Source organism: uncultured Parabacteroides sp., from assembly GCF_902493135.1.
Taxonomy (GTDB): Bacteria; Bacteroidota; Bacteroidia; order Bacteroidales; family Tannerellaceae; genus Parabacteroides.
On the sequence record NZ_CABUOD010000013.1, the window covers coordinates 1 to 23,747 of the forward strand.

General features: G+C 48.0%; 23 protein-coding genes, 1 tRNA gene and 1 pseudogene. 22 read left to right on the plus strand and 3 right to left on the minus strand.

Annotated elements, in window-relative coordinates:
• Window positions 1–481 precede the first annotated feature (481 nt).
• Entirely contained in the window at window positions 482–670 is a 189-nt protein-coding gene (locus RDN79_RS07880; protein ID WP_298553010.1) for a hypothetical protein, read from the minus strand.
• Window positions 671–941: 271 nt separating this feature from the next.
• Here RDN79_RS07880 and RDN79_RS07885 point away from each other — a divergent pair, with 271 nt between their 5' ends.
• From RDN79_RS07885 to RDN79_RS07950, 14 genes are all read left to right on the plus strand, one after another.
• On the plus strand, window positions 942–2,075 hold the full coding sequence (locus tag RDN79_RS07885; protein ID WP_298553011.1) for a hypothetical protein: 1,134 nt from the start codon (window positions 942–944) through the stop codon (window positions 2,073–2,075).
• Window positions 2,063–3,928, plus strand: coding sequence for a DNA topoisomerase IV subunit B (locus tag RDN79_RS07890; RefSeq protein WP_298553012.1), 1,866 nt, complete (start codon window positions 2,063–2,065; stop codon window positions 3,926–3,928). The genes RDN79_RS07885 and RDN79_RS07890 overlap by 13 nt, the downstream gene beginning before the upstream one ends.
• Window positions 3,915–4,388, plus strand: coding sequence for a pantetheine-phosphate adenylyltransferase (coaD, locus tag RDN79_RS07895; RefSeq protein ID WP_298553013.1), 474 nt, complete (start codon window positions 3,915–3,917; stop codon window positions 4,386–4,388). The genes RDN79_RS07890 and coaD overlap by 14 nt, the downstream gene beginning before the upstream one ends.
• A 12-nt stretch (window positions 4,389–4,400) precedes the next feature.
• The gene (locus tag RDN79_RS07900; protein ID WP_298553014.1) at window positions 4,401–5,993 is read left to right on the plus strand and encodes a S41 family peptidase; all 1,593 of its coding nucleotides are present in this window, start codon (window positions 4,401–4,403) and stop codon (window positions 5,991–5,993) included.
• A gap of 75 nt (window positions 5,994–6,068) precedes the next feature.
• Window positions 6,069–6,263, plus strand: a complete 195-nt coding sequence (locus tag RDN79_RS07905) for a hypothetical protein (protein WP_298553015.1) — start codon at window positions 6,069–6,071, stop codon at window positions 6,261–6,263.
• On the plus strand, window positions 6,260–6,538 hold the full coding sequence (locus RDN79_RS07910) for a type II toxin-antitoxin system YafQ family toxin (RefSeq protein WP_298553016.1): 279 nt from the start codon (window positions 6,260–6,262) through the stop codon (window positions 6,536–6,538). Before RDN79_RS07905 ends, RDN79_RS07910 begins: the two co-directional genes overlap by 4 nt.
• Before the next feature lie 6 nt (window positions 6,539–6,544).
• Window positions 6,545–7,075 (plus strand): chromate transporter, encoded by a 531-nt coding sequence (locus RDN79_RS07915; protein WP_298553017.1) that lies wholly within the window; start codon window positions 6,545–6,547, stop codon window positions 7,073–7,075.
• Between the two features lies 1 nt (window position 7,076).
• Window positions 7,077–7,628 carry a chromate transporter gene (locus tag RDN79_RS07920; RefSeq protein ID WP_298553019.1) on the plus strand — a complete coding sequence of 184 codons (552 nt, stop codon included), beginning with the start codon at window positions 7,077–7,079 and terminating at the stop codon, window positions 7,626–7,628.
• Window positions 7,629–7,843: 215 nt separating this feature from the next.
• A complete protein-coding gene (locus RDN79_RS07925; protein ID WP_298553021.1) occupies window positions 7,844–9,199 on the plus strand; it encodes a TolC family protein in 1,356 nt (451 codons plus the stop codon).
• A gap of 135 nt (window positions 9,200–9,334) precedes the next feature.
• Entirely contained in the window at window positions 9,335–10,564 is a 1,230-nt protein-coding gene (locus RDN79_RS07930; protein WP_298553023.1) for an efflux RND transporter periplasmic adaptor subunit, read from the plus strand.
• Window positions 10,565–10,604: 40 nt separating this feature from the next.
• A complete protein-coding gene (locus RDN79_RS07935; RefSeq protein ID WP_298553025.1) occupies window positions 10,605–11,345 on the plus strand; it encodes an ABC transporter ATP-binding protein in 741 nt (246 codons plus the stop codon).
• Window positions 11,346–11,490: 145 nt separating this feature from the next.
• Window positions 11,491–12,711, plus strand: a complete 1,221-nt coding sequence (locus RDN79_RS07940; RefSeq protein WP_298553027.1) for an ABC transporter permease — start codon at window positions 11,491–11,493, stop codon at window positions 12,709–12,711.
• A 246-nt stretch (window positions 12,712–12,957) separates the two neighbouring features.
• The gene (locus tag RDN79_RS07945) at window positions 12,958–14,025 is read left to right on the plus strand and encodes a sensor histidine kinase (RefSeq protein ID WP_374044497.1); all 1,068 of its coding nucleotides are present in this window, start codon (window positions 12,958–12,960) and stop codon (window positions 14,023–14,025) included.
• Window positions 14,026–14,067: 42 nt separating this feature from the next.
• On the plus strand, window positions 14,068–14,781 hold the full coding sequence (locus RDN79_RS07950) for a LytTR family DNA-binding domain-containing protein (protein WP_298553028.1): 714 nt from the start codon (window positions 14,068–14,070) through the stop codon (window positions 14,779–14,781).
• Between the two features lie 17 nt (window positions 14,782–14,798).
• On the opposite strand, the gene dacB is transcribed toward RDN79_RS07950, so the two are convergent.
• Complete coding sequence (gene dacB / locus RDN79_RS07955) at window positions 14,799–16,256, minus strand: D-alanyl-D-alanine carboxypeptidase/D-alanyl-D-alanine-endopeptidase (protein WP_298553030.1); 1,458 nt, start codon at window positions 16,254–16,256, stop codon at window positions 14,799–14,801.
• Between the two features lie 89 nt (window positions 16,257–16,345).
• Here dacB and RDN79_RS07960 point away from each other — a divergent pair, with 89 nt between their 5' ends.
• The 7 genes and pseudogenes from RDN79_RS07960 (at window position 16,346) to RDN79_RS07990 (ending at window position 22,610) form a co-directional block, all read left to right on the plus strand.
• Window positions 16,346–17,494 (plus strand): AI-2E family transporter, encoded by a 1,149-nt coding sequence (locus RDN79_RS07960; RefSeq protein ID WP_298553032.1) that lies wholly within the window; start codon window positions 16,346–16,348, stop codon window positions 17,492–17,494.
• Between the two features lie 78 nt (window positions 17,495–17,572).
• A tRNA-Lys gene (locus RDN79_RS07965) sits at window positions 17,573–17,645 on the plus strand.
• A 273-nt stretch (window positions 17,646–17,918) separates the two neighbouring features.
• Window positions 17,919–18,200 (plus strand): annotated as a pseudogene (locus RDN79_RS07970) (Arm DNA-binding domain-containing protein); the annotation flags it as partial.
• Between the two features lie 274 nt (window positions 18,201–18,474).
• Window positions 18,475–19,740, plus strand: coding sequence for an ATP-binding protein (locus RDN79_RS07975; protein WP_298553037.1), 1,266 nt, complete (start codon window positions 18,475–18,477; stop codon window positions 19,738–19,740).
• 637 nt (window positions 19,741–20,377) lie between these two features.
• Complete coding sequence (locus RDN79_RS07980) at window positions 20,378–20,761, plus strand: GntR family transcriptional regulator (protein ID WP_298553039.1); 384 nt, start codon at window positions 20,378–20,380, stop codon at window positions 20,759–20,761.
• Between the two features lie 2 nt (window positions 20,762–20,763).
• Entirely contained in the window at window positions 20,764–21,651 is an 888-nt protein-coding gene (locus tag RDN79_RS07985; RefSeq protein WP_298553041.1) for a slipin family protein, read from the plus strand.
• A gap of 41 nt (window positions 21,652–21,692) precedes the next feature.
• On the plus strand, window positions 21,693–22,610 hold the full coding sequence (locus RDN79_RS07990; protein WP_298553043.1) for a hypothetical protein: 918 nt from the start codon (window positions 21,693–21,695) through the stop codon (window positions 22,608–22,610).
• A 223-nt stretch (window positions 22,611–22,833) separates the two neighbouring features.
• Here the strand turns inward: RDN79_RS07990 and RDN79_RS07995 are convergent, their stop codons facing one another.
• Window positions 22,834–23,388, minus strand: a complete 555-nt coding sequence (locus RDN79_RS07995) for an RNA polymerase sigma-70 factor (RefSeq protein WP_298553045.1) — start codon at window positions 23,386–23,388, stop codon at window positions 22,834–22,836.
• Window positions 23,389–23,495: 107 nt separating this feature from the next.
• Here RDN79_RS07995 and RDN79_RS08000 point away from each other — a divergent pair, with 107 nt between their 5' ends.
• A complete protein-coding gene (locus RDN79_RS08000; protein WP_298553047.1) occupies window positions 23,496–23,744 on the plus strand; it encodes a hypothetical protein in 249 nt (82 codons plus the stop codon).
• Window positions 23,745–23,747 lie beyond the last annotated feature (3 nt).

The window sequence follows — 23,747 nt, forward strand, 5'->3', positions numbered from 1 at the left end:
TGTCAACAAATTAAAGATGATTAAAAGAATGTGTTATGGACGAGGAAGCATAGAATTACTCAAAAGAATGATGATTTGTGTATAAGGCAGCAAAAGTGAACAAGACCCTTTGGAATTAGTATAGCGGGTAATATTTTTTAACATTTCAGAATGTATTGCTTTACCCGCATAAAGATGGCAGAATGTCAATAAAGGAAACCGAAGAGCCACAACGGGATCTTGTTGCCAAAGACATAACAGAGTTTATAAGTGACCCTATCATGGAGATAGAATAAATATTTACAATAACCTCCTTTTCAGACAATTTCTATTTCAGACAAAATCCCGGTTCAACCAAGTCCGTCATTTTGATTCTCCAACCCACGATATACTGACAATAAAAAAAACGAGACAGGCAGAAAATAGAAGATCAAGGCTTTTTTGTTACAAAAAAGACATAAAAAACAGACATTTTGGAAAACCTCAACTCCCGGAGAATCGCCTATAGCAAAGGGAAGACGGTGGCGAACCCGAATATCGCAAAACAAATCCGGGGATTTGCCGGCATGAAGACGGTCTTCATAGCCACGACGACCGTCTTCGTTACCATGACGACCGTCTTCATGGTGGATACTCTCGGCACCTCACGACAATGACGACCGCGTTCATGGCAAAAAACTGCGCACTTCATGGCTGAACGGCCGTTTTTAATGCTAAAAAGTCGGATTTTACCATCATTTACAAAAAACATATTTAACCGTCTATAAAGGTTAATTACACAATAAGGGGGTGGGGGTTAAAATCAGTTTCTACTAAAAAATCAATACAGGAAATCGTACGACACAAAGTACACTTTCACTATTTGTGACTTGCACAAAAAGTCCCTCCAAACATTTTCTTCCCGCCAACCGGCACTAAAAATGAATTAATTGTGTAAATTTGCCGTTCAAACTAAATGACCGATGAGCGTAGTAATTAAAGAAGTTACCAGTAAAAAGGAACTGAAGAAGTTCGTAAAATTCAATATCGAATTATATAAAGGCAACCCATATCACGTGCCCGGCCTGATCGAAGAAGAGATGGTGACGCTGGATAAAAAGAAGAATCCGGCGTTCGAAGTGTGTGATGCGATCTATTTTCTGGCCTACAGAGACGGGAAGGTTGTGGGGCGTATTGCAGGGATGATCAATCGCCGGAGCAATGAGACCTGGAACCAGAAACATGCACGCTTCGGGTTCGTCGACTTTATTGACGATGTTGAAGTAGTGGATGCTTTGTTCGGCGCCGTAGAAAAATGGGCGAAGGGACAAGGTATGGAAGCTTTGCAAGGGCCGATGGGGTTTACCGATATGGACCATGAGGGAATGTTGATAGAAGGATTCGACCAGATCGGGACGATGGCGACCATCTACAATTATCCTTACTATCCGAAACAAATGGAGCGCATGGGATATACGAAAGACCAGGACTGGCACGAATTTAAAATCTATATCCCGGACGGCGTGCCGGAAAAACATTTGCGTATCGGTGAGATCGTAAAAAAGAAATACGGGCTGAAGGTGATGAAGTTCAAGAACGCGAAATCGATTATGCCGTACGCGCAGAAGGTGTTTCAGACTCTGAACGAGTCGTACGCGCCGCTATACGGATTCGCCCGTTTAACCCAAAAGCAGATCGATTACTACATCAATATGTATATTCCGATGCTACGCTACGACCTGGTGACGCTTATCGTTCGCGAGGAGGATGACGAAGTGGTCGGCTTCGGCATCTCGCTTCCCAATCTGTCCAAGGCCTTGCAGAAAGCGAAAGGGCATCTTTTCCCCTTCGGCTGGATTCATCTGCTGAAAGCTTTGAAGAGCAAGCCGAAAGTGATCGACCTATACCTGACGGGAGTCTTGCCGGAATATCAGAGCAAGGGTGTGAACGCGTTGCTGTTCAACGATCTGATCCCTGTTTACAAAAGTGTCGGAGCCGTTTATGCGGAAAGCAATCCGGAACTGGAAACAAACAATGCCGTACAGGCACAGTGGGATTATTTCAAACGCGAACATCATAAAACAAGAAGAGCATATATTAAAAAATGGACGAACTAAATTCAACAATGCAACAGCCGACAGCGTACAACGATGATGACATCAAGACGCTTGACTGGATGGAACATATCCGTCGCCGCCCCGGTATGTATATCGGGAAGTTAGGAGACGGCAGTTATGCCGATGACGGTATTTATGTATTGCTGAAAGAGGTGCTGGACAACTCCATCGACGAATATATGATGGGGTATGGTAAAACCATAGAAGTGACCGTTGAAGAAGGCACCGTTTCCGTACGCGACTATGGCCGTGGCGTTCCGTTGGGCAAGGTAGTCGATGTCTCCAGTAAGATGAATACCGGAGCGAAGTACGACAGCAAGGCCTTTAAAAAATCTGTCGGATTGAACGGGGTCGGCATCAAAGCCGTAAATGCGCTGAGCAGCTATTTCCTGATCACCAGTTATCGGGACGGAGAATGCAAGCGGGTGGAATATAGCAAGGCGATCGTTACGGATGACGCTCCGATCTGCCCGACGGAAGAAGCGAACGGAACGCTTACCTATTTTATTCCGGACAAGGAGATATTCAAGGATTACCAGTATAAAGACGAATACATCGAGAGCCTGCTGAAGAATTACGTGTTCCTGAACTCCGGGTTGACCATTGTCTTTAACGGTAAGAAATTTCATTCGCGGAACGGCCTCGTAGACCTGTTGAACGAGAACATGACGACAGAGCCTTTATACCCGATCATTCATCTGAAAGGAGAAGATATAGAGGTAGTCATTACCCATAGCAACCAGTATGGGGAAGAATATTATTCGTTCGTCAACGGCCAGCATACGACACAGGGAGGTACGCACCTTTCCGCCTTCCGCGAAGCGTTGGGACGTGTCATAAAAGAATATTACGGCAAGAACTTCGAATACTCGGACATTCGCGCCGGAGTGGTGGCGGCCATCAGCATCAAGGTGGAGGAACCGGTCTTCGAAAGCCAGACAAAGACCAAGTTAGGTTCGAAAGACATGGGTCCGGACGGTCCTTCGGTCGGCAAGTTCATCGGGGACTTCATCAAGAAAGAACTGGATAACTACCTGCACAAGAATGCCGAGACATCGGATACCCTGATGCGTAAGATCCAGGAATCGGAGAAAGAGCGCAAGGCGATCGCCGGCGTGACAAAGCTGGCCCGCGAACGGGCGAAGAAGGCAAACCTGCACAACAAAAAGCTGCGCGACTGCCGTATCCACCTGAACGACACGAAAGGCGACAATCTGGAAGACAGCTGCATCTTCATCACCGAGGGAGACTCGGCAAGCGGTTCCATCACCAAAAGCCGCGATCCGAACCTGCAGGCCGTATTCAGTCTTCGCGGTAAACCGTTAAACAGTTTCGGGCTGACGAAGAAGATCGTGTACGAGAACGAAGAATTCAACTTGCTACAGGCCGCATTGAACATAGAGGACGGGCTGGAAGGCTTACGTTACAATAAGGTGATCATTGCGACCGATGCCGATGTGGACGGTATGCATATCCGCCTGTTGCTGATTACCTTCTTCCTCCAGTTCTTTCCGGACCTGATCAAGCGGAATCATGTGTATATCCTGCAAACACCGTTGTTCCGTGTGCGCAACAAGCAGAAGACCTGGTATTGCTACAGCGAGGAAGAACGTGTAAACGCGATCGCTGCCGCCGGGAAAAATGCCGAGATCACCCGATTCAAAGGTTTGGGAGAGATTTCTCCGGACGAGTTCAAGCATTTTATCGGAAAGGATATCCGCCTGGACCCGGTCACGATGAAGAAAGAGGACCTCGTCAAAGATATGCTGGAGTTCTATATGGGCAAGAATACCATGGAACGCCAGAACTTTATTATCGATAACTTAGTTGTAGAAGAAGATGTCGTCAATTGAAAATAAGCGTATCGCTCTTTTCCCCGGAACGTTCGACCCTTTCACGATCGGACACGCATCACTGGTAAGCCGCGGGCTCGAACTGGTGGATGAGATCATTATCTCGATCGGTATCAACGACACGAAGCGGACTCATTTCTCGCTGGAAAGGCGGCTGGAGGCAATCCGGGAGCTCTACAAAGACGAACCGCGCGTACAGGTCATGTCGTACGACTCGCTGACGGTCGACTTCGCCCAACAGATGAATGCCGGCTTTATCCTGCGCGGCATCCGTACGGTGAACGATTTCGAATATGAGAAGAGCATAGCCGACGTGAATCGTAAGTTGAGCGGCATAGAGACATTTATTCTTTTTACGGAACCGGAACATACGCATATCAGTTCCAGCATTGTGCGGGAGCTGCTGCGTTACGGCAAAGATATTTCCCAGTTTGTGCCGAAAGGGACAAACCTATATTAAAAAAACAGAACAATGAAACGAATTTTCCTGCCACTCCTTATATTGAGTGTGTTTGCCGCTTCGATGTCGGCACAGCGTGGTAACAATACGGATGCCCGCAAGCTTCAATTGGCCTTGTATGCCATTTCCAATTTATATGTAGATTCTACAAGCGAGACGAAGTTGGTAGAAGATGCGATTGTCGGCATGCTGGAGAAGCTGGACCCTCACTCTACATATACGGACCCGGAAGAAACAAAAGAGATGACAGAGCCGTTGCAGGGGAACTTCGACGGGATCGGCATCCAATTCAATATGCTGACGGATACATTATATGTCATCCAGGTAATTCCCGGCGGGCCTTCGGAGAAGGTAGGTCTGATGGCTGGCGACCGTATTATCATGGTAGACGATACGCTGATTGCAGGCGTCAAGATGAAAAATACCGACGTGATGAAGCGTCTTCGCGGCCCGAAAAATACGGAAGTACGGGTGAAGGTTTTGCGCAATAAGGTCCCGGACCTGATCGAGTTCAAGATCACACGCGGGAAAATTCCGGTGTACAGCCTCGATGCCGCTTATATGGCGGATAAAACGACCGGATATATCAAGCTGAACCGCTTCGCCGCTTCATCGGCCGACGAATTCCGGGAAGCATTGGAGAAACTGAAGAAACAGGGCATGAAAAACCTGATCCTCGATTTGCAGGGAAATGGCGGGGGATATCTGAATATCGCGATCGACTTGGCCGACGAGTTTTTAGGCAAAGACAAGCTGATCGTGTACACCGAAGGGAACAAGCAGCCGCGCGAAGAAGCCAAATCTTCGGCTCGCGGAGGCTTTGAAGAGGGACGTTTGGTCGTATTAGTAGACGAAACATCCGCATCCGCCAGTGAAATCCTTTCCGGTGCGGTACAGGATTGGGACCGTGGCGTCGTCGTAGGCCGCCGTACGTTCGGAAAAGGACTGGTGCAGAAACCGATCCCGATGCCCGACGGTTCGATGATCCGCCTGACGGTTGCCCGCTATTACACCCCGACAGGCCGTTCTATCCAGAAGCCGTATGTAAACGGCAACCAGGAGCAATACAACCATGACCTGATCGACCGTTACAACCGGGGCGAACTGATGAGCGCGGACAGCATTCACTTCCCCGACTCGATGAAGTACAATACGTTGGAAACAAAACGCATCGTCTACGGCGGCGGAGGCATCATGCCGGATGTATTTATCCCGGTCGACACGTCCCGCTACACGGATTATCACCGTAGTGTGGTGGCTGCGGGCCTTGTGAACCGCATCGCCATGAATTATCTGGACCGCCATCGTGCCGAACTGAACAAGAAGTATCCGAAGTTCGCCCAATACAAGCAGAACTTCAACGTGACAGAGGATATGATGCAGGAGCTGGTCACACTGGCCAAAGACGACAAGATCGAATTCAACGAAGAACAATACAATCGTTCCAAACCGCTCATCATGCTCCAGATCAAGGCGCTTATCGCACGCGACCTGTACGACATGGCCGAATACTTCCAAGTCATCAACGATGACAACGAAAGCTTCCAGGAAGCCTTGCGCCTCATCAACGACGAACAGCGGTACGAAAAAGAATTGGGACGATAAACCTATTATCGATAATACTTAGTATATTTGTATTCATCAACGAAAAAGAAAGGAACACAAAAGATGGACACAACGATGAAAACGATAGAACTCACTTTGCCGGATTCGGAATTGTCTTTCATCAAGACAATAGCGAAGAAATTCGGATGGACTCTGACAACCAAACGCACAAAAACTCAGAAAAGTCTTGATGAAGGCATTGCCGATATCAAAGCCGGACGTGTTCGCGAAGTTTCTACGGATGAACTAAAACAAATGATGGGATTATGAGTTCATACACGGTCCTAATAACCAAACGATTTGAAAAAGACTTGGAAATATGCAAGAAGAGGGGACTAAAACTTAGTCTCCTTTATACTGTAATAGAGCAACTCAAATTGAACGGGACATTACCAAAACAATATCGTGCCCACAAACTAAGTGGTAATTATGCCAACTATTGGGAATGTCATATTAAAGGCAATTGGTTATTAATATGGAAGCAAAACGATGATGAACTCATTTTGATATTAACCTCAACCGGAACACATTCAGATTTATTCTAAGAGCTTATGTACTGGACACTTTTTCTGACATTCGTCAAAATAGGGACTTTCACTATCGGGGGTGGGTATGCGATGCTGCCCCTGATACAGCGGGAGGTGGTCGATAGAGGATGGCTTTCGAAAGAAGATTTCATCGACCTCTTCTCCGTAGCCCAGTCCTTGCCCGGCATCTTCGCCGTGAACATCTCTATTTTTGTAGGATATAAGCTGAAAAAAGTGCCGGGTGGCGTCGTGTGCGCTTTGGGAAGCATCCTTCCTTCCTTTTTCATCATCTTAGCTATCGCGCTGTTCTTCACGCAGGTACAGGACAACGTATGGGTAGAGAAAGCGTTCAAAGGATTGCGTCCGGCGGTCGTCGCCCTGATTGCCGTGCCTTGCCTGACAACGGCACGTTCGATTAAGATGAGTTACAAAGAACTGATTATCCCTATCGCTGCCGCACTACTGATCTGGCAGGGAGGATGGTCTCCCGTGTGGATCATTCTGGCAGCCATCATAGGAGGACTTGTTTACGGACTGAAAATAAAGAAAGACTGATATGATCTGGTTGCAATTATTCTATGTATATCTGAAAATCGGGATATTCGGTTTCGGTGGCGGCTACGCGATGCTCTCCCTGATACAGGCGGACGTGGTGGACCGCTACGGTTGGATCTCGTCGCAGGAATTTACGGATATCGTCGCCATCTCGCAGATGACACCCGGCCCGATCGGGATCAACAGCGCCACCTATATCGGATATACAGCCATCCACAATGCCGGCTATTCGCCCGCGATGGCCATATTAGGCTCCTGCCTGACGACATTTGCCGTCTGCCTGCCCTCTTTCCTGTTAGTGCTGGCCATCTCATACGCCTTTGCCAAATTCAGGAACAACAAATATGTAGCGGCCGCTTTCTACGGCCTTCGTCCGGCTACGGTCGGCCTGATTGCGGCGGCGGCTTTGCTATTGATGAATAGCGAGAACTTCATCGACTATAAAAGTTTCCTGATCTTCGGGGCTGCGTTCATCCTCACCTGGAAGTTCAAGATCAACCCGATCCTGATGATTATCCTGGCAGGAATCGCCGGGATAGTTCTCTATTGGTAAATCTCACTGCAAAAGTCAGGACTTTCACAATCAATATTCAGGGCTTTCTATAAATAAACACCCTTATTTCAAGTCAGGCTTTCATCGATAGAAAGTCCTCCTTTGTCGAGGAAACGCTCCTCTTTTTCTAATCTGATTGTATAGGCTTTCATCCTGTTGTAGTTTTGCTTTCGTAAAAAGGTAAAAAGATTGTCAGGTTACAAAACGAAAGCATCATGAAACAGATTTCTTCCATACTCCTCTCCTGCCTGCTTCTCCTGCCCGCCGGGATGAAAGCGGAGGAAGACGCACCCAAGCAATGGACGCTTCGCGATTGCATCGATTATGCACTGGAGCATAACATCACCATCCAGCGGAACCGTATCAGCGCCGAGAGTGCCCAAGAAGACGTAAAGACAGCCAAGGCGGATTTCCTGCCCTCCCTGAGCGGGAACATCAGCCAGCGCGTCGTCAACCGTCCGAACAGTGCAAGCGGCACCATCATCAGCGGCGATAACATCACGACAAGCGAAAGCAAGACCTCGTACAACGGCAGTTACGGCATCGACGCCAACTGGACCGTGTATAACGGCAGCAAGCGGGTGAACACCGTCAAGCAGCAGAAGCTGAACAACCGCATCGCCGAACTGAACGTGGACGAAAGCGAAAACTCCATCGAGGAAAGCATCACCCAACTATATGTGCAGATCCTCTATTCGGCCGAAGCCGTCAAAGTGAACGAATCGACACTTGAAGTAAGCCGGAAAGAGTTTGAACGGGGACAGGAATTGTTCAACGTCGGCAGTATCGCCTCAAGCGACCTCGCCCAACTGGAAGCGCAGGTAAGTAGCGACAACTACCAGTTGGTGACTTCCCGGGCGACCCTTCAGGACTATAAGTTGCAATTGAAACAGCTTCTCGAACTGGACGGGGACATCGAAATGGACCTCTACCTGCCGCAACTGAGCGACAGCAACGTCCTGATCCCGCTCCCTGCAAAAGACGACGTCTACAACACCGCCCTCGGCTTGCGCCCCGAAATAGAGGCGGGCAAGCTGAATGTGGAAACTTCGGACCTGGGCATCAAGATGGCACGCGCAGGCTACCTCCCGACTCTAAGCCTCAGCGCAGGTATCGGAAGCACGAATGCCAACGGCAACGACTTCAGCTTCAGCGAACAGGTCAAGCGGAACTGGAACAACTCATTGGGACTGACCCTCAGCATCCCGATCTTCGACAAACGGCAGACGAAAAGCTCCATCAACAAGGCCAAGCTGCAAAAACAGACCAGCCAACTGGACCTGCTGGACAACCAAAAGACACTCTATAAAACGATCGAAAGCCTCTGGCTGGCTGCCAACAGCGCACAACAGCAATATGTGGCTGCCGCCCAGAAGCTAAAGAGTACCGAAACAAGTTACTCCCTCGTCAGCGAACAGTTCAACGTAGGTATGAAAAACACGGTCGAACTGCTTACAGAGAAAAACAACCTCCTCAGCGCACAACAGGAAACGCTCCAGGCCAAATACACGGCCATACTGAACGCAGGCTTGTTGCGCTTCTATCAGGGAGAAGAGATCAATTTATTCTGAAACATGACATTAGGGGTGAACCGCTAATGAATATATTCACTCTCTTTTTGTTTCGGTCCCTGCTCCGGTTCACTCCGGCAGGGACCCCACAAAAGGAACCGCTATCAAAGAAGAAATAAAAACAGATAAAGATATATGAACAAGAAGAAACTAATCATCGGTATAGTAGGCGTACTGGCCGTAGCCGGCGGCATCTGGCTCTTCACAGGCAAAACGTCGAAAGGCGGCATCCGGCTCGAAACCGCCAAAGTGGGACGCAGTTCCATCTCGAACACGGTAACGGCAACCGGGACAGTCGAACCGGTAACGGAAGTAGAAGTCGGTACGCAGGTGTCTGGCATCATCGACAAGTTGTATGCCGACTACAACGATGTGGTCAAAGCAGGGCAGCTGATTGCCGAAATGGACAAGGTCAACCTGAAAGCCGAACTCGCCTCCGCCGAAGCACAGTTAGCAAGCAGCAAGAGCGAATACGAATACCAGCAGAAGAACTACGCCCGCAACAAGATCCTCTTCGAAAAGAAGCTGATCAGCGATGCGGACTACGAGACGTCCACTTACAACTACGAGAAGGCAAAAGCCGCCTACGAACAGAACCAGGCGGCAATGGTCAAGGTGAAACGCAACCTCGAATATGCGACGATCACCAGCCCGATCGACGGCGTCGTGATCAACCGCGCCGTTGAAGAAGGACAGACAGTGGCCGCCGGCTTCGAGACCCCGACCCTGTTCACCATCGCGGCCGACCTGACCAAGATGCAGGTGATCGCCGATGTGGATGAAGCCGATATAGGCAACGTGGAAAACGGGCAACGTGTCTCCTTCACCGTCGACGCCTACCCGAACGACATTTTCGAAGGCACGGTCATGCAGATCCGCCTCGGCGACAGCGAAAGCAGCAGTTCCGCTTCTGCCTCGACCTCGACGGTCGTCACCTACGAAGTCGTGATATCGGCCGATAATCCCGACCTGAAGCTGAAACCGCGCCTGACAGCCAACGTGACGATCTTCACGCTGGAACGCGACAACGTGCTGACGGTCCCGACCAAGTCGCTCCGTTTCGTGCCGGATGCGGGGATGTTGACACAACTGGGTTACATCGTCTCCGAAGCCGGTGCGGAAGCCCCTGCCGGGAAACGTCTCGTATGGATCAAGAACGGACAGGAACTGAAACCGAAAGCCGTCACCGTCGGTTCCACCAGCGGAAACATGATCGAGATCACCGACGGCCTGAACGAAGGTGAAGAGCTGGCAGTCGATTTCGAGGCCGCCTTCATTACCCCGGCAGCCGAAGCCGAGACGGAAAGAAGCCCGTTCATGCCAGGCCCTCCGGGAAACAATAAGAACAAGAAGAGTGCCAAGTAGGGGCAGGCTTACCTGCCCTCCAAACAAGGAGTACAACAATATGAAAGAGATAATCAAATTAGAAAACATCAAGCGTGACTTCAAGGTCGGAGACGAAACGGTCCATGCCTTGCGTGGCGTCTCCTTCACGATCTACGAAGGCGAGTTTGTCACCATCATGGGGACATCCGGCTCCGGAAAGAGCACCCTGCTCAACACGTTGGGTTGCCTCGACACGCCGACCGGCGGGGAATATTACCTCGACGGTACATCGGTCCGCACGATGGGCAAGAACGCCCGCGCCACCCTGCGCAACCGCAAGATCGGATTCGTCTTTCAGAGCTACAACCTGCTCCCCAAGACCACTGCGGTCGAGAATGTGGAGCTTCCCCTGATGTACAATCCGAACTATAGCGCCTCCGCCCGCCACCGGAAAGCAGTCGAGTCGCTGGTTGCCGTAGGCTTGGGCGACCGCCTGATGCATAAGAGCAACCAGATGTCCGGCGGACAGATGCAACGCGTCGCCATCGCCCGGGCACTGGTAAACGACCCCGTCGTCATCCTCGCCGATGAAGCGACCGGAAACCTCGATACCCGTACCTCCTTCGAGATACTGGTGCTTTTCCAGAAACTGCATGCCGAGGGACGTACCATCATATTCGTGACCCACAACCCGGAGATCGCCCAATACAGCAGCCGCAACATCACGCTGCGCGACGGGCATGTCACCTCCGACACGGTCAACCGGAATATCCTGAACGCGGCGGAAGCTTTGGCGCGGCTGCCGAAGAACGATGATTGATCATTTAATCGATATTAAATGAATATAAGGTTATGCACCTTGCCACCCTTCCGTGGGTGCCCCTTTATGCGAATACCGGAATCATCCGATACAAGCGGAAGGAGGCAAAGGTGTTTAAAGAGTAACTTATAAAACAACAAAAACAATGAACGGAACAAACCTAATAAAAATAGCCATCCGGGCCCTCGCCAACAACAAGCTGCGCGGCTTCCTCACGATGCTGGGCATCATCATCGGCGTGGCCTCCGTGATCACGATGCTTGCCATCGGACAAGGCTCGAAGCGAAGCATACAGGCGCAGATCAGCGAGATGGGTTCCAACATGATCATGATACACCCGGGCGCCGACGTGCGTGGCGGTGTCCGGCAGGATGCCTCCGCGATGGAGACCCTGAAACTACAGGACTACGAAGACATTGTGGACGAAACGCGCTTTGTCTCGGCCGTTTCTCCTTCCGTCAACAGCAGCGGGCAGGCGATCTACGGCGCCAACAACGCCCCGACCACGGTCTACGGCATCAGTCCCGACTACCTGGAGATACGGCGCTACAAAGTCGGAGACGGTGACATGTTCACCGAACAGGACATCCAGACGGCCGCCAAAGTATGCGTGGTCGGCAAGACCGTCGTCGACAACCTCTTCCCCGACGGCAGCAACCCGGTAGGCAAGGTCATACGATTTCAGAAACTGCCTTTCCGCATCGTAGGCGTGCTGGAAAGCAAAGGATACAACAGCATGGGAATGGACCAGGACGACCTAATCTTAGCTCCATACACAACTATTCAGAAAAAGGTCCTGGCCATCACCCATCTGCAAGGCATTACCTGTTCGGCCCTCAAGGAGGAATACACCGACCAGGCCATCGACGAGATTACCGAAATACTCCGCCGCAACCATAAGTTGAAGGAAAGTGACGATGATGATTTTACCATCCGTAGTCAGCAGGAGTTGAGCACGATGTTGACAAGCACTACGGATATGATGACCGTGCTGTTGGCGGCTGTGGCGGGTATTTCGCTCCTCGTAGGCGGTATAGGAATCATGAATATCATGTACGTCAGCGTGACGGAGCGTACACGCGAGATCGGCCTCCGTATGAGTATCGGGGCAAAAGGCATCGACATCCTGGCACAGTTCCTGATCGAGTCCATCCTGATCAGTGTGACAGGCGGTTTGATAGGTGTAGTCTTTGGAGTGGGCGCGGCCCTTGTCGTGAACGGGGTCGCCCACTTTCCGATCTACATCCAGCCCTGGAGCGTCGTCCTGTCGTTTGCCGTCTGTACCGTCACGGGCGTGTTCTTCGGATGGTATCCGGCCAAAAAGGCGGCACAGCTCGACCCGATAGAGGCGATACGTTACGAATAGCAGGCGGGAAGCATCGAGGGAAGAAGACGCTCTGCGTCGAGCATGCCGCAAAGCTACGCGGCTTTTTACTGCATAGTTTTGCGGCAATAAACCGCATAGCTACGCGGTATTGCACCGCGAACGTTTGCGGTAAGCCGAATGCTTACCGTCTTCGATGGCCGATGCTTACTTGCGTTCGACAAAGAAGCAACACTTCTTCCATGCCCGATGTTTCTCTGATATATAATAAACAGTATCTTTGCATAAATGGAAACAACAGAGACAATGCACACATTACCGGCTCCCCCCTTCAAAGGCATGGGGAAGCTGATCCATATCGCAGCCTGGGCCATCCTCTTCGGGCTGCCGTTCTTCTTCACCGGACGCGAGTCGCAGACGGTGACGGTCCTGAGCTACGTCCGCTCCATGATCGTCCCGCTGTCGTTCATGCTGGTGTTCTATGCCAACTATTTCGTGCTGATCGACCATTTCCTGTTCGCCAAGCGTCCCTGGAAGTTCTTGCTATGCAATGTCGTACTGATCGCTGCCTCGATGGGGGCCGTCCATCTGATGTTCGAACTGCTCCCGCATCCCGAATGGGAGCATCCGAGGCCGGAAAGGGAATGGCAGGAGACGGTCGGTTTCTTCATGGTGAACGCCATGTTATACATGTTGGTGGCAGGGCTAAGCGTCGCCATCAAGATGACCGGGAGCTGGTACGAGATGGAATCGTCGCGCCGGGAACTGGAGAAAAGCCGTGCCGAAGCGGAATTGCAGAACCTGAAAAGTCAGTTGAACCCCCATTTCCTTTTCAACACGCTGAACAACATCTACAGCCTGATCGCTTTCAGCCCGGAGAAGGCGCAGGAGGCGGTGCACGACCTGAGCCGCCTGCTCCGCTACGTGCTCTACGACAGCAGCCAGCCGATGGTTCCGTTGGAGAAGGAACTCGATTTCATCCGGAACTATGTGGAACTGATGCGCATCCGCCTGCCGGAACATGTGAAACTCACGACCGACATATCGTCCGCCACATCTGAAGCCCAGGTGGCGCCTCTCCTTTTCATCTCCCTGATCGAGAATGCTTTCAAGCATGGGGTGAGCCACAACAAGCCCTCTTTTATCGACCTGAAGATTCACCAGGAAGGGACACGGATCGTCTGCTCCATCCGCAACAGCCACTTCCCGAAAGACAACGGACAGGACAAGAGCGGCTCCGGCATAGGACTGCAAAACCTCAGCCGGCGGTTGGAATTGCTGTATCCGTCGCATCATATCTTCACGTACGGGCAAAAAGGGGATGAATATGTTTGCCTGTTAGAGTTGCAGGCATAAGGATTTATTGTATTTTTGTCCGGTACATCAATACAACAAATTATGACGTTAACATGTGCAATCATCGATGACGAACCACTGGCCATCAGTCTGCTGGAAAGCTATGTGGACAAGACTCCGTTCCTCCGCCTCACGGCAAAGTTCAACAGCGCCCTTGAGGCATTGCCCGTATTGAGCGCACAGCCGGTAGAGTTGCTTTTCCTCGATATCCAGATGCCGGAGCTGAGCGGCATGGAATTCTCACGGATACTGGAGGCGGACACCCGCATCATCTTTACGACGGCTTTCGAACAGTACGCCCTCGACAGCTACAAGGTGAACGCCCTCGACTATCTGCTGAAACCGATCAGTTACCCGGATTTCCTCAAGGCGGCCAACAAGGCATTGCAATGGTACGAGCATATGCAGGCGCCTGCGGCAGAGATCGATTCGATCTTCATCAAGACGGAATATAAACTCGTACAGGTCGAACTGCGCAAGATACTCTACATCGAAGGGCTGAAAGACTATGTCAAGATATTCGTCGAGGATAAACCGCATCCTATCCTTTCACTGATGAGCATGAAGTCGCTGGAGGAGATGCTGCCGGCAAGCCGCTTTATCAGCGTACACCGTTCCTTTATCGTACAGCCTGAAAAGATCAAGGTGATCGAACGGAACCGGATCGTGTTCGGAAAAGAATATATCCCGATCTCCGACAACTACAAGGCAAAGTTTACCGAGTTCGTGGCACAACGTTCACTCAATTTCAATTGACAATAGACAATTGTCCATTAAAAAAGTTGCAGCAGCAACTGTTCCAAAGCGCCCGTCATCCGGCTCATAGGACAAGAATAGTTATTCGAGAAAACAGCTACCGCATACGTCTTTCCATCTTTCGTGATATAGCCGGCATAGCTCCTGACACCCGTTATGCCGCCGCTTTTCAGGCGGGCTTTTCCCTGCAACTTCGATCCTTTCAGGAAATTGCGCACCGATCCCTCTATCCCGGCTTGCGGCAAAGAGGCAATGAAGGCATCCGAAACGACGGATTCCGTCGCCATATAGACCAACAGCTCTCCCATAAATCCGGCCGACACCTTATCTGCCGGGGCCAGGCCGCTGCCATCGTTCATCCGGAGCGGAAAGACATCCAGCCCCTTCTTCTTCCAATATTCTTTCACGACCTGCACGCCACGGCCGAACGAAGAGATCACCTCGTTCTTGCGCGGTTTGTATTGCAACCCGACCGTTTTGACCAAAGCATCCGCATAGAGGTTATGGCTGACATGGTTACATACGCTTGCTATCTCCCGCAGGGTGGGCGAATAGGTCGTAACAACCTCTTTCCTCTCTCCCTTCTTCCACCGGTTTTCCTCCGCCTCGATACGGTAACAGGAAGGAGGGCCATCCACCCGGATTCCCTTCCGCTGAAGCTGGTCCGTCAGATAGCGAGCCAAATACAAGGCAGGATCGGGAATATCTCCTTTCAAGACATACGCCTCCCGGTTCGCAGGCAGGACACCATACAGGTAGCGCACATCATCGAGCGGAGCACCGATAATATAGGCGCTGTCCGAAGAAACCGGAGCGGCCTTCAGATAGTTTTTAAACCGGATAAAGGGGATATCCGGTTCCGTGCCCCTCAAGGTTGGCCGCGTCCCGGCAGCCCCCGTTTGCAAGGATAACTTATACATATTATCGAAGACGGAAAGGCCGTAACTTCCTGGAGCGTAATAATTCCCCATATCTTCCCGGAGCCATTTAACGGAGGCGCCTTCCGTATCGAAAATACTCTCGTCGGATATTACAGAACCGGTTATATGCCGGATGCCGGCCTTCTGCAAAGCGGCTATCCAGGTAGCCAGGAACTTGTTCTGCCCCGGAGCGAAATGCGAAGAGCCCAGGGAGGGATCGCCACTGCCTTTTACATAGAGGTTCCCCTTCAACGTGCCGTTTTCCAGTATTCCGTCATATTCCAACGTGGTCGGGTAGCGGTAGTCTTCTCCCAATATCTCAAGCGCTGTCGCCGTGGCGACCGTTTTCAATACCGAGGCGGGAGACTGTAAACGGTCCGTATCATAACTGTAGACCGTTCTCCCATCCTGCACATCTTTCACAATCAAGGAGAAAGAGGCTCCCCGCATATAAGGAGCCTGCAATACGCGTTTAATGGGAGCGGGAGTCTGGGCATCCGCCATCAGTTGGAAGCAAATCAACAGGCAAAGCGGCACTATTTTGTTTCGTATCATCTTTTCTATTCAACTTTATTTTATCTTTGCCATAAAGGCGAAGATAAGTCGGTTTGCATTATCTTTGTCCACAAAGATATGAATTTAATATGAACCCATTGTTTGATAAACCATTCACATTCGACAGGGTGGCACGTATTCTGTTCGGCCTGGCTGTTATCAGCGGCATCATCTATCTGATCGCCGTCCTTCGAAATGCTTTGTTACCTTTCCTGATTGCCTGGCTGCTGGCTTATATGATGCAACCGTTCGTCAAGTTCTTCCAGTATAAAGTCAAGCTGAAAAGCCGCTTGCTGTCTATCCTGGCCGTTCTCGTGTCCATCCTTCTGGTGATCTCGCTGGTGGGTGTCGTAATCGTCCCCTCCGTCACCCAGGAGTTCAACCGGACCTTGGAGTTGATGCAGGAACATAACAGCGGCTACGGGCATATCCCGATGATTCCCCAGTCATGGGCGGAATACTTGGAAAAGAATATCGACCCGGATCAGTTGGCACAGCTTCTGAGCAAGGAAAACATAGAAAAGGCGGTCAAACAGATCGCTCCTAAAATGTGGATAGTCCTGACCAACACCTTCTCTATCCTTTTCAGCATTACGATCGTGTTCGTCATCTTACTCTATTTCATCTTTATCCTGTTGGATTACGAACGGATTGCCAACGGTTGGATCCGCCTGATCCCCGAACGTTACCGTCCCTTTGTGCAAGGATTGGCCGATGATGTCGAATACAGCATGAACCGCTATTTCCGCGGGCAGTCGTTGATTGCCTTATGTGTCGGCATCCTCCTCGCCATCGGATTCAAGATCGTCGGCTTCCCGCTGGCCGTCATCCTGGGACTATTCATCGGTGTCCTCAACCTTATCCCTTATATGCAAGCAATCGGCATTATCCCGATGATCTTGCTGAGTCTCCTCAAATCTGCGGAGACCGGAGAAAACTTTTGGCTGATCTTCGGAGCGGGAATTCTTGTCCTTTGCATCGTGCAGTGCATACAAGACTTGTATCTCACTCCCCGCATCATGGGAAAGGCAATGGGTCTGAATCCGGCTATCATCCTTCTTTCTTTATCCATTTGGGGCACTTTGTTAGGCTTTATCGGCTTAATCATCGCTCTCCCCCTGACCACTCTCTTTCTTTCTTATTATAAACGTTTTATACTTATGGAAGAAGACCAATCTCTCGTAGAGAAGCACGAGTTATCAAAAGTTCAAAAGAAAAAAACACCTCCAAAAGAATAAAAAAACCCGCACCAGCTATTGCATATATAAAAAAAAGCCCTACCTTTGCACCCGCATTACAGAAGTAACGCACAGGATGATTCGCTAGCTCAGCAGGTAGAGCACATCCCTTTTAAGGATGGGGTCCTGGGTTCGAACCCCAGGCGGATCACTGAAAGACAAGTCAAAACAAGACTTTAAGAAGATAACTCCTACAATATCAAGGTATTGCAGGAGTTTTTTCTTTGTATAATGTCCGTGACCAAAGACATCAAAAGGTCACAAAAAGACATACTTTCATGACCAATTCGTGACCAATCCAATCTTTGGCAAAACAGGTCACAGAATGTCCAAAATTGGCTAACCGATGTCCATATTTGTCCGGTCTGCAAATATCTCATTTTCAATCAATCAAAGTAATTTTGTAACTAAAAAAATTGAGATTATGAGAAGTACATTTAAGGTCTTGTTTTTCGTAAAACGAAATGCAGCAAAGAAAAACGGCAATGCACCAATTATCGCACGCATCACCATCGACCAAATCGTGGCACAATTCAACACCAAATTGGAAATAAACCCTATTAATTGGAGTGTCAGCGCAGGAAAGGCAGCAGGAAGAAGTGCGGAAGCGGTGAGTATCAATTCCATGTTAGACAGTATCCGCAGTTCCGTACACCAACATTACCACTCTTTATTAGAGATGGACGGTTATGTTGTTATACCTTTATCCGTTCTACAATAGCAAACAAGAGTTAAAAGAATTACGCTTGGATGAAGATTACATGCAAGATGATTTGAACAAAGATTTGTTGATGGACTATTGCGACAAATTCCAGAGTAAAGCTCTTTTCCACAGGGTAAAACTTCTTTTTAAGACATACCAACTTTAGAATAGAAGATTTTTTATTCTGCGAACAAAATGATAAATTGCCATTTTTGTTTTGCGCATAAAATAAAAATACGCTACCTTTGTACTGTTAGTAGAATAAAAACGGGAAGATATGGACAAGAATATTCTGAAAGCGGTTATAGCCGACAATCAACTGGAAGTCCCAAGATACAAGGTAATTCCTCGCGATTTCACTTTTGAGGAATTTGGGAACTACGTTTTTGTAGGTATCCGGCGAGCGGGAAAGTCTTACCTGCTATATCAACGGATGCAACAACTACTGGCGCAAGGTGTGCAGTGGGATGAAATACTTTATATCAATTTTGAAGATGAACGCCTTACAGGAATGAAAGCGGAGGATTTGAATCTGCTGTTAGAAGTTCATCTGGAAATGTACGGAAAGAAGCCTATCCTGTTTTTGGATGAGATACAAAACGTTTCCGGATGGGAAAAATTTGCCCGTCGAATGGCTGACACCAAACATCGGGTTTACATCACGGGAAGTAATGCCAAAATGTTAAGTCAGGATATCCAAACGACTTTAGGAGGGCGTTATATCCCAGTAGATGTTTATCCGTATTCTTTCAAAGAATTTTTGACAGCAAACAATGTTCCTGCAACTGCTAATCATCTCCTATCTACGGAAGGCAAAGCCGAAATATTACGAAAATTCAACGATTATTTCTACTTTGGTGGATTCCCGGAAGGAGCAGAGTTTTCTGCCAAACGGGATTACCTGACCAGTGTTTATCAGAAAATTCATTTGGGAGATATTGCAGCCCGTCATACAGTAGATAATACGTTCGCTTTGCGTATCATGTTCAAGAAACTGGCTGAAAGCGTAAAACAACCCTTATCGTTTACCCGCATAGCGAATATCGTATCTTCAACCGGAGCAAAGGTAGGAACACAGACCGTTATTAATTATATGGAATACGCCAAAGATGCTTGGCTTATCAATCCCGTGCAAAACATAGCAGGTAAATTGGTCGATAAGGAAACTTCACCGAAGTACTATTTCACGGATAACGGTATTCTCAACCTCTTTTTATTGGACGGAAACACTTCTTTGTTGGAGAACATGGTAGCCGTAAATCTATTGCGTAAATACGGGCGAAATGATGCCGTTTATTTCTATAATCAAAGCATTGAAGTAGACTTCTACATTCCTGATGATTACACAGCGATTCAAGTATGCTACAATCTCGACAATAGCGACGGCACGTTTGACAGGGAAGTAAAAGCTTTGCTAAAAATTACCGAAGTATTAGAATGCAAGAAACTGCTGATTATTACCCGTGATACGGAGCGGGTGGTAGAAATGAACGGTAAAACAATTGAAATCGTTCCGGTATGGAAATGGCTGTTAAGTTTGTAATAACAAGACAGAATTAATATATTTGCAACAACAATCGTGTTAAATCACGGGCAGAACGATGGGAAATAATCGTGTGCTAAATCGTGTGGATTTTCCGATGAAAGAATAGATAAGTCGGTGATTGTCAATAATGATAAGTGAAGCGTTCACTTTTTGGCGGCAATTAATGTGAAATTCTATATTTTGTAAATATGAAGAAGAATAGCTATCTTTACCCTCAGTATTCTTCATGAGCAAACTACCGCAAAAGCACGTAGCAAATCAGTGGGTTAAATCATGGGATATGCTTGAAGATAAAAAACGTAAAGTTTTAAATATCAGCGTGGTAACTCTGCAAGGAGAATTCCAGGCGGATCACTGAAAACAAAATCCTTGGTAACTCGATGTTATCAAGGATTTTTTGTTTTTTGACAAGAGGCAGAAACGGTTCCACACAAATAGAAATATACAGAAGCCATTAATACACTACAAATCAATCTCATATATCACTCATTAAAAGCTCCTGCATACAGCCTCCCTACGAAATTCATCCATGCACCTTAACTATTTCCATAAAAAGTTTTTGTGGAATAATTTGTTCTTGTATATTTGTACTATAATAATAGTACAATATTCATATAGCATAATATAAAATTATATGATCAAGTTTTTATTAGATTACTCCAGCGGTATGCCGATATACCGTCAGATCATTGATCAGATCAGGTTTGGCATAGCATCCGGGCAACTCAAGTTGGGTGAACAGCTTCCTACGGTCAGAGCGCTTGCCGTAGAGTTGAAGGTCAATCTAAATACGGTATCCAAGGCTTATAAAGAATTGGAGATCAAGAATATCTTGGAGACTCAACAAGGGACCGGAACATTTATTAGCAGAACAGACCATGTGGTACCGGAAAAAGAACGGGAAGACAAGTTGAAAGAAATTTGTACGCAATTTTCTTCTGTTATACTGAGTTACGGCTTCAGCCTGGACGAAGTTATTCGAGAATTAAAGGATATCGAAACTTTCAAAAAACAATGAATATGACAACAAATGTAATTAACAAGGGTTGGTTTAATCCCATATCCCTTTCCGTTCTGCTGATACTGGTGATCGTATCAGCCGTTTTGTATGTTCTGCAGATTGTAAACATACCGGTATTCATCCTCCTGCTCCTTCTTTCCGGATTGGCGGCTTCTGCGATCCGCATTGCCGACCAGTGGGAACGGGCGGTAGTCCTGCGTATGGGGAAATATAGCGGTTTGAAAGGTCCCGGCCCTTTTATGATTATCCCGGTTATAGACAGTGTATCGACTTATATCGATCAGCGTGTACGGGTAAGTGCATTCAAGGCCGAACAAACTCTGACTAAAGATACGGTTCCGGTAAATGTCGATGCAGTCGTATATTGGACCGTCTGGGACGTGGAAAAAGCGGCTCTGGAAGTACAGGAGTACCAGAAAGCGATCGAACATATCACACAGACCGGCTTAAGAGATACCATCGGTAAGCACGAACTGTCGGACCTCTTGCAAGAACGCGATAAGATAGCCGAAGATCTGCAACAGGTCTTAGACAGGAACACGAACCCGTGGGGTATCACATGCCAGACTGTCGGCATCAAAGACATCGCCATTCCGCAAGACCTGGCCGAAGCGATGAGCAAAGAGGCGCAGGCCGAACGTGAAAGAAGGGCACGTGTCATCTTGGGAACGGCAGAAACGGAGATCGCAGAAAAGTTCGAACAAGCCAGTAAGAAATATACCGACAATCCTGTGGCATTACATCTCAGAGGAATGAATATGCTGTTCGAAGGCTTAAAAGAAAAAGGATCAATGGTAATCGTACCGAGTTCGGCACTCGACACCATGAACTTAGGAGCCATGGGAGGCTTGGTTTCATTGGCTAAGAATAACGAAACATTGAAATAAACGAAAACGAATTTATAAATATCATCCGAAAATCATCATTTATGAACCTGCACAAACAAAGGATCACTTTTGTTTTCCTTCTTTTAATCTTCACAAGTTGTTCGCAAAAACAATCATTGCAATGGATTCCATTCAGCTGGGAGGGTGATACGATTTCCGGAATATATATTGAAAAAGCATTTTTAAATGTCCCGGTAAAAATAGAAGACTTACCGTATGAATTTACAATGCAATTTGATTTAGGAGCATATAATTCAGTCTTTTACGGGAATACTTTCACTCCTTATCTTGAAGAGGTCCCATCTTTAATGAGCAAAAGAGATTCAACCGGGATGTATAAAAATGTCCACTTACAAATAGGAACAGTGGAGTTTCGTAATGCCAACATTGGATTCAAGCAAAATTTCGGGAATGAAATTCCTAAAGATTCACTCCATTCAAATACACCCAAGCATATTGGGACCCTCGCATCTGACATCGTGCAAGATAAAATCTTAATTATCGATTACCAATCAAGCAGGCTTGCAATCACAGACTTCTTGCCGGACGAATACAAAAATCTACCGGCTGAAAAATTTGAATCAAAATATGGGGAAGTGAAGTTGCCTTTACAGATTGATGGAAGAAGATGTAAAGTATTGTTCGACACTGGTTCAAGTCCTTTCCAGTTAATAACGACACAAGAAAGGGCCTGGAGCATATCGGACCTTACCATTACCGACTCTTTAAGCGGTCCTTTGTGGTGGGGACAAGAAATAACATTTTACGGTTTTAATGTAAACAAGCCGATCGAGTTCGGAGGAAAAGTACTAAACAATTCAAAAGTCTACTACGCCAAAGACGGGCTTTGGGATAATATTTACAGTTCTTTTGATGTCTGGGGGATAACCGGGAATGCTTATTTCTTTGAGAACACCGTGATTATCGATTACAAAAACAAATTATTCAGGATACAATAGAAACTCGCACCCTACGTCTTCATCCAGATGCATAGTCATTCGGTGCCGTACCAATACAAATAGATGGTTGCTTTGATCTAAGTGTAATTTGTTTTCGACAATGTCGAGATCATATTTGACAATGCCGTGTATATTCTCGACAATGTCGAATATATACACGACAACGGGGAAAACAGATTACACTTGCATCTAATCAGCAGAAGATAAGCATACGGGCGGCGGTTCAAGCGTGCAAAAGAAAAAACAGATAAAGGACTTTGCGAAGAATGGCAAGGGCGGCGGTCAGGTGGTTTTCCACTGTCCGTTTACTGATATCGAGGCGCGTGGCGATTTCGTCATTGGACAAACCTTCCTCACGGCTCATCCGGTAGATCCTGCTTCGCTGGGGAGACATCCGCTCGACCGTACGGTTGATGACCGATTGCAGCTCGCGGACGAACAAGGCTTCTTCCTCCGATTCGGCCGGGGAGGCTTCCTGCAGGTATTCGTTCGTATATTTTTCCGAGACAATGAGACGGTCGAAGTAGTCATACACGGTAAAACGCGCCATCTGGAAAAGGTAGGAGGAGAAAGAACGGACATTCTTCAGTTTTTCACGGTCTTTCCACAACGAGAGAAACAAATCCTGGGCCATATCACGGCTGACTTCCCTATCATGCGTCAGGCCGATAAGGAAATTTACCAACCTCGGTTGGTACTGGAAAAACAGATGCTCGAAAGCTTCCACATTTCCGGCGGCGATCTCCCTTAACTTATTTTGCTCCTCTGGTAATTCCATAACAAATGCGAAGTAGCGAAAAATATCAGAATAATCAAAATAAAAGCTTGCACCTCAATTGAATTAATTTTGTTGTACCTTTACCGTGTCGAGAAAAGAATAGAATCATGTCAACAAAACAATGCGAAGAGAAACTCAAAGATAAAGGCGTACGCCCGACAGCCGCCCGGATTCTTATATTGCAGGATCATATAAAAAATCCCGGTCGTACAGTTGCCCGAAGGCTTCATCATGGATACGATCAACTACACGGTCAAAGGGATCTGCCCGGCATGCAAGTCCCCGGATCTGTAAAACGCAATCGAGTTGCAAAAATATCTTCAGATCTTTGCATCAGAATAATAAAAACAGATTGAATC

Bases quoted from the DNA above. Each gene is read 5' to 3' on its own strand.
- RDN79_RS07930 (WP_298553023.1), top strand. From the start codon at position 9,335: ATGAACAAGAAGAAACTAATCATCGGTATAGTAGGCGTACTGGCCGTA.
- RDN79_RS07925 (WP_298553021.1), top strand. From the start codon at position 7,844: ATGAAACAGATTTCTTCCATACTCCTCTCCTGCCTGCTTCTCCTGCCC.
- RDN79_RS07980 (WP_298553039.1), top strand. From the start codon at position 20,378: ATGATCAAGTTTTTATTAGATTACTCCAGCGGTATGCCGATATACCGT.
- RDN79_RS07885 (WP_298553011.1), top strand. From the start codon at position 942: ATGAGCGTAGTAATTAAAGAAGTTACCAGTAAAAAGGAACTGAAGAAG.
- RDN79_RS07910 (WP_298553016.1), top strand. From the start codon at position 6,260: ATGAGTTCATACACGGTCCTAATAACCAAACGATTTGAAAAAGACTTG.
- RDN79_RS07920 (WP_298553019.1), top strand. From the start codon at position 7,077: ATGATCTGGTTGCAATTATTCTATGTATATCTGAAAATCGGGATATTC.
- RDN79_RS07985 (WP_298553041.1), top strand. From the start codon at position 20,764: ATGACAACAAATGTAATTAACAAGGGTTGGTTTAATCCCATATCCCTT.
- RDN79_RS07995 (WP_298553045.1), bottom strand. From the start codon at position 23,388: ATGGAATTACCAGAGGAGCAAAATAAGTTAAGGGAGATCGCCGCCGGA.
- RDN79_RS07990 (WP_298553043.1), top strand. From the start codon at position 21,693: ATGAACCTGCACAAACAAAGGATCACTTTTGTTTTCCTTCTTTTAATC.
- RDN79_RS07890 (WP_298553012.1), top strand. From the start codon at position 2,063: ATGGACGAACTAAATTCAACAATGCAACAGCCGACAGCGTACAACGAT.
- RDN79_RS07940 (WP_298553027.1), top strand. From the start codon at position 11,491: ATGAACGGAACAAACCTAATAAAAATAGCCATCCGGGCCCTCGCCAAC.
- RDN79_RS07880 (WP_298553010.1), bottom strand. From the start codon at position 670: ATGAAGTGCGCAGTTTTTTGCCATGAACGCGGTCGTCATTGTCGTGAG.
- RDN79_RS07905 (WP_298553015.1), top strand. From the start codon at position 6,069: ATGAAAACGATAGAACTCACTTTGCCGGATTCGGAATTGTCTTTCATC.
- RDN79_RS07950 (WP_298553028.1), top strand. From the start codon at position 14,068: ATGACGTTAACATGTGCAATCATCGATGACGAACCACTGGCCATCAGT.
- dacB (WP_298553030.1), bottom strand. From the start codon at position 16,256: ATGATACGAAACAAAATAGTGCCGCTTTGCCTGTTGATTTGCTTCCAA.
- RDN79_RS07960 (WP_298553032.1), top strand. From the start codon at position 16,346: ATGAACCCATTGTTTGATAAACCATTCACATTCGACAGGGTGGCACGT.
- RDN79_RS07975 (WP_298553037.1), top strand. From the start codon at position 18,475: ATGGACAAGAATATTCTGAAAGCGGTTATAGCCGACAATCAACTGGAA.
- RDN79_RS08000 (WP_298553047.1), top strand. From the start codon at position 23,496: ATGTCAACAAAACAATGCGAAGAGAAACTCAAAGATAAAGGCGTACGC.
- RDN79_RS07915 (WP_298553017.1), top strand. From the start codon at position 6,545: ATGTACTGGACACTTTTTCTGACATTCGTCAAAATAGGGACTTTCACT.
- RDN79_RS07945 (WP_374044497.1), top strand. From the start codon at position 12,958: ATGGAAACAACAGAGACAATGCACACATTACCGGCTCCCCCCTTCAAA.
- RDN79_RS07935 (WP_298553025.1), top strand. From the start codon at position 10,605: ATGAAAGAGATAATCAAATTAGAAAACATCAAGCGTGACTTCAAGGTC.
- coaD (WP_298553013.1), top strand. From the start codon at position 3,915: ATGTCGTCAATTGAAAATAAGCGTATCGCTCTTTTCCCCGGAACGTTC.
- RDN79_RS07900 (WP_298553014.1), top strand. From the start codon at position 4,401: ATGAAACGAATTTTCCTGCCACTCCTTATATTGAGTGTGTTTGCCGCT.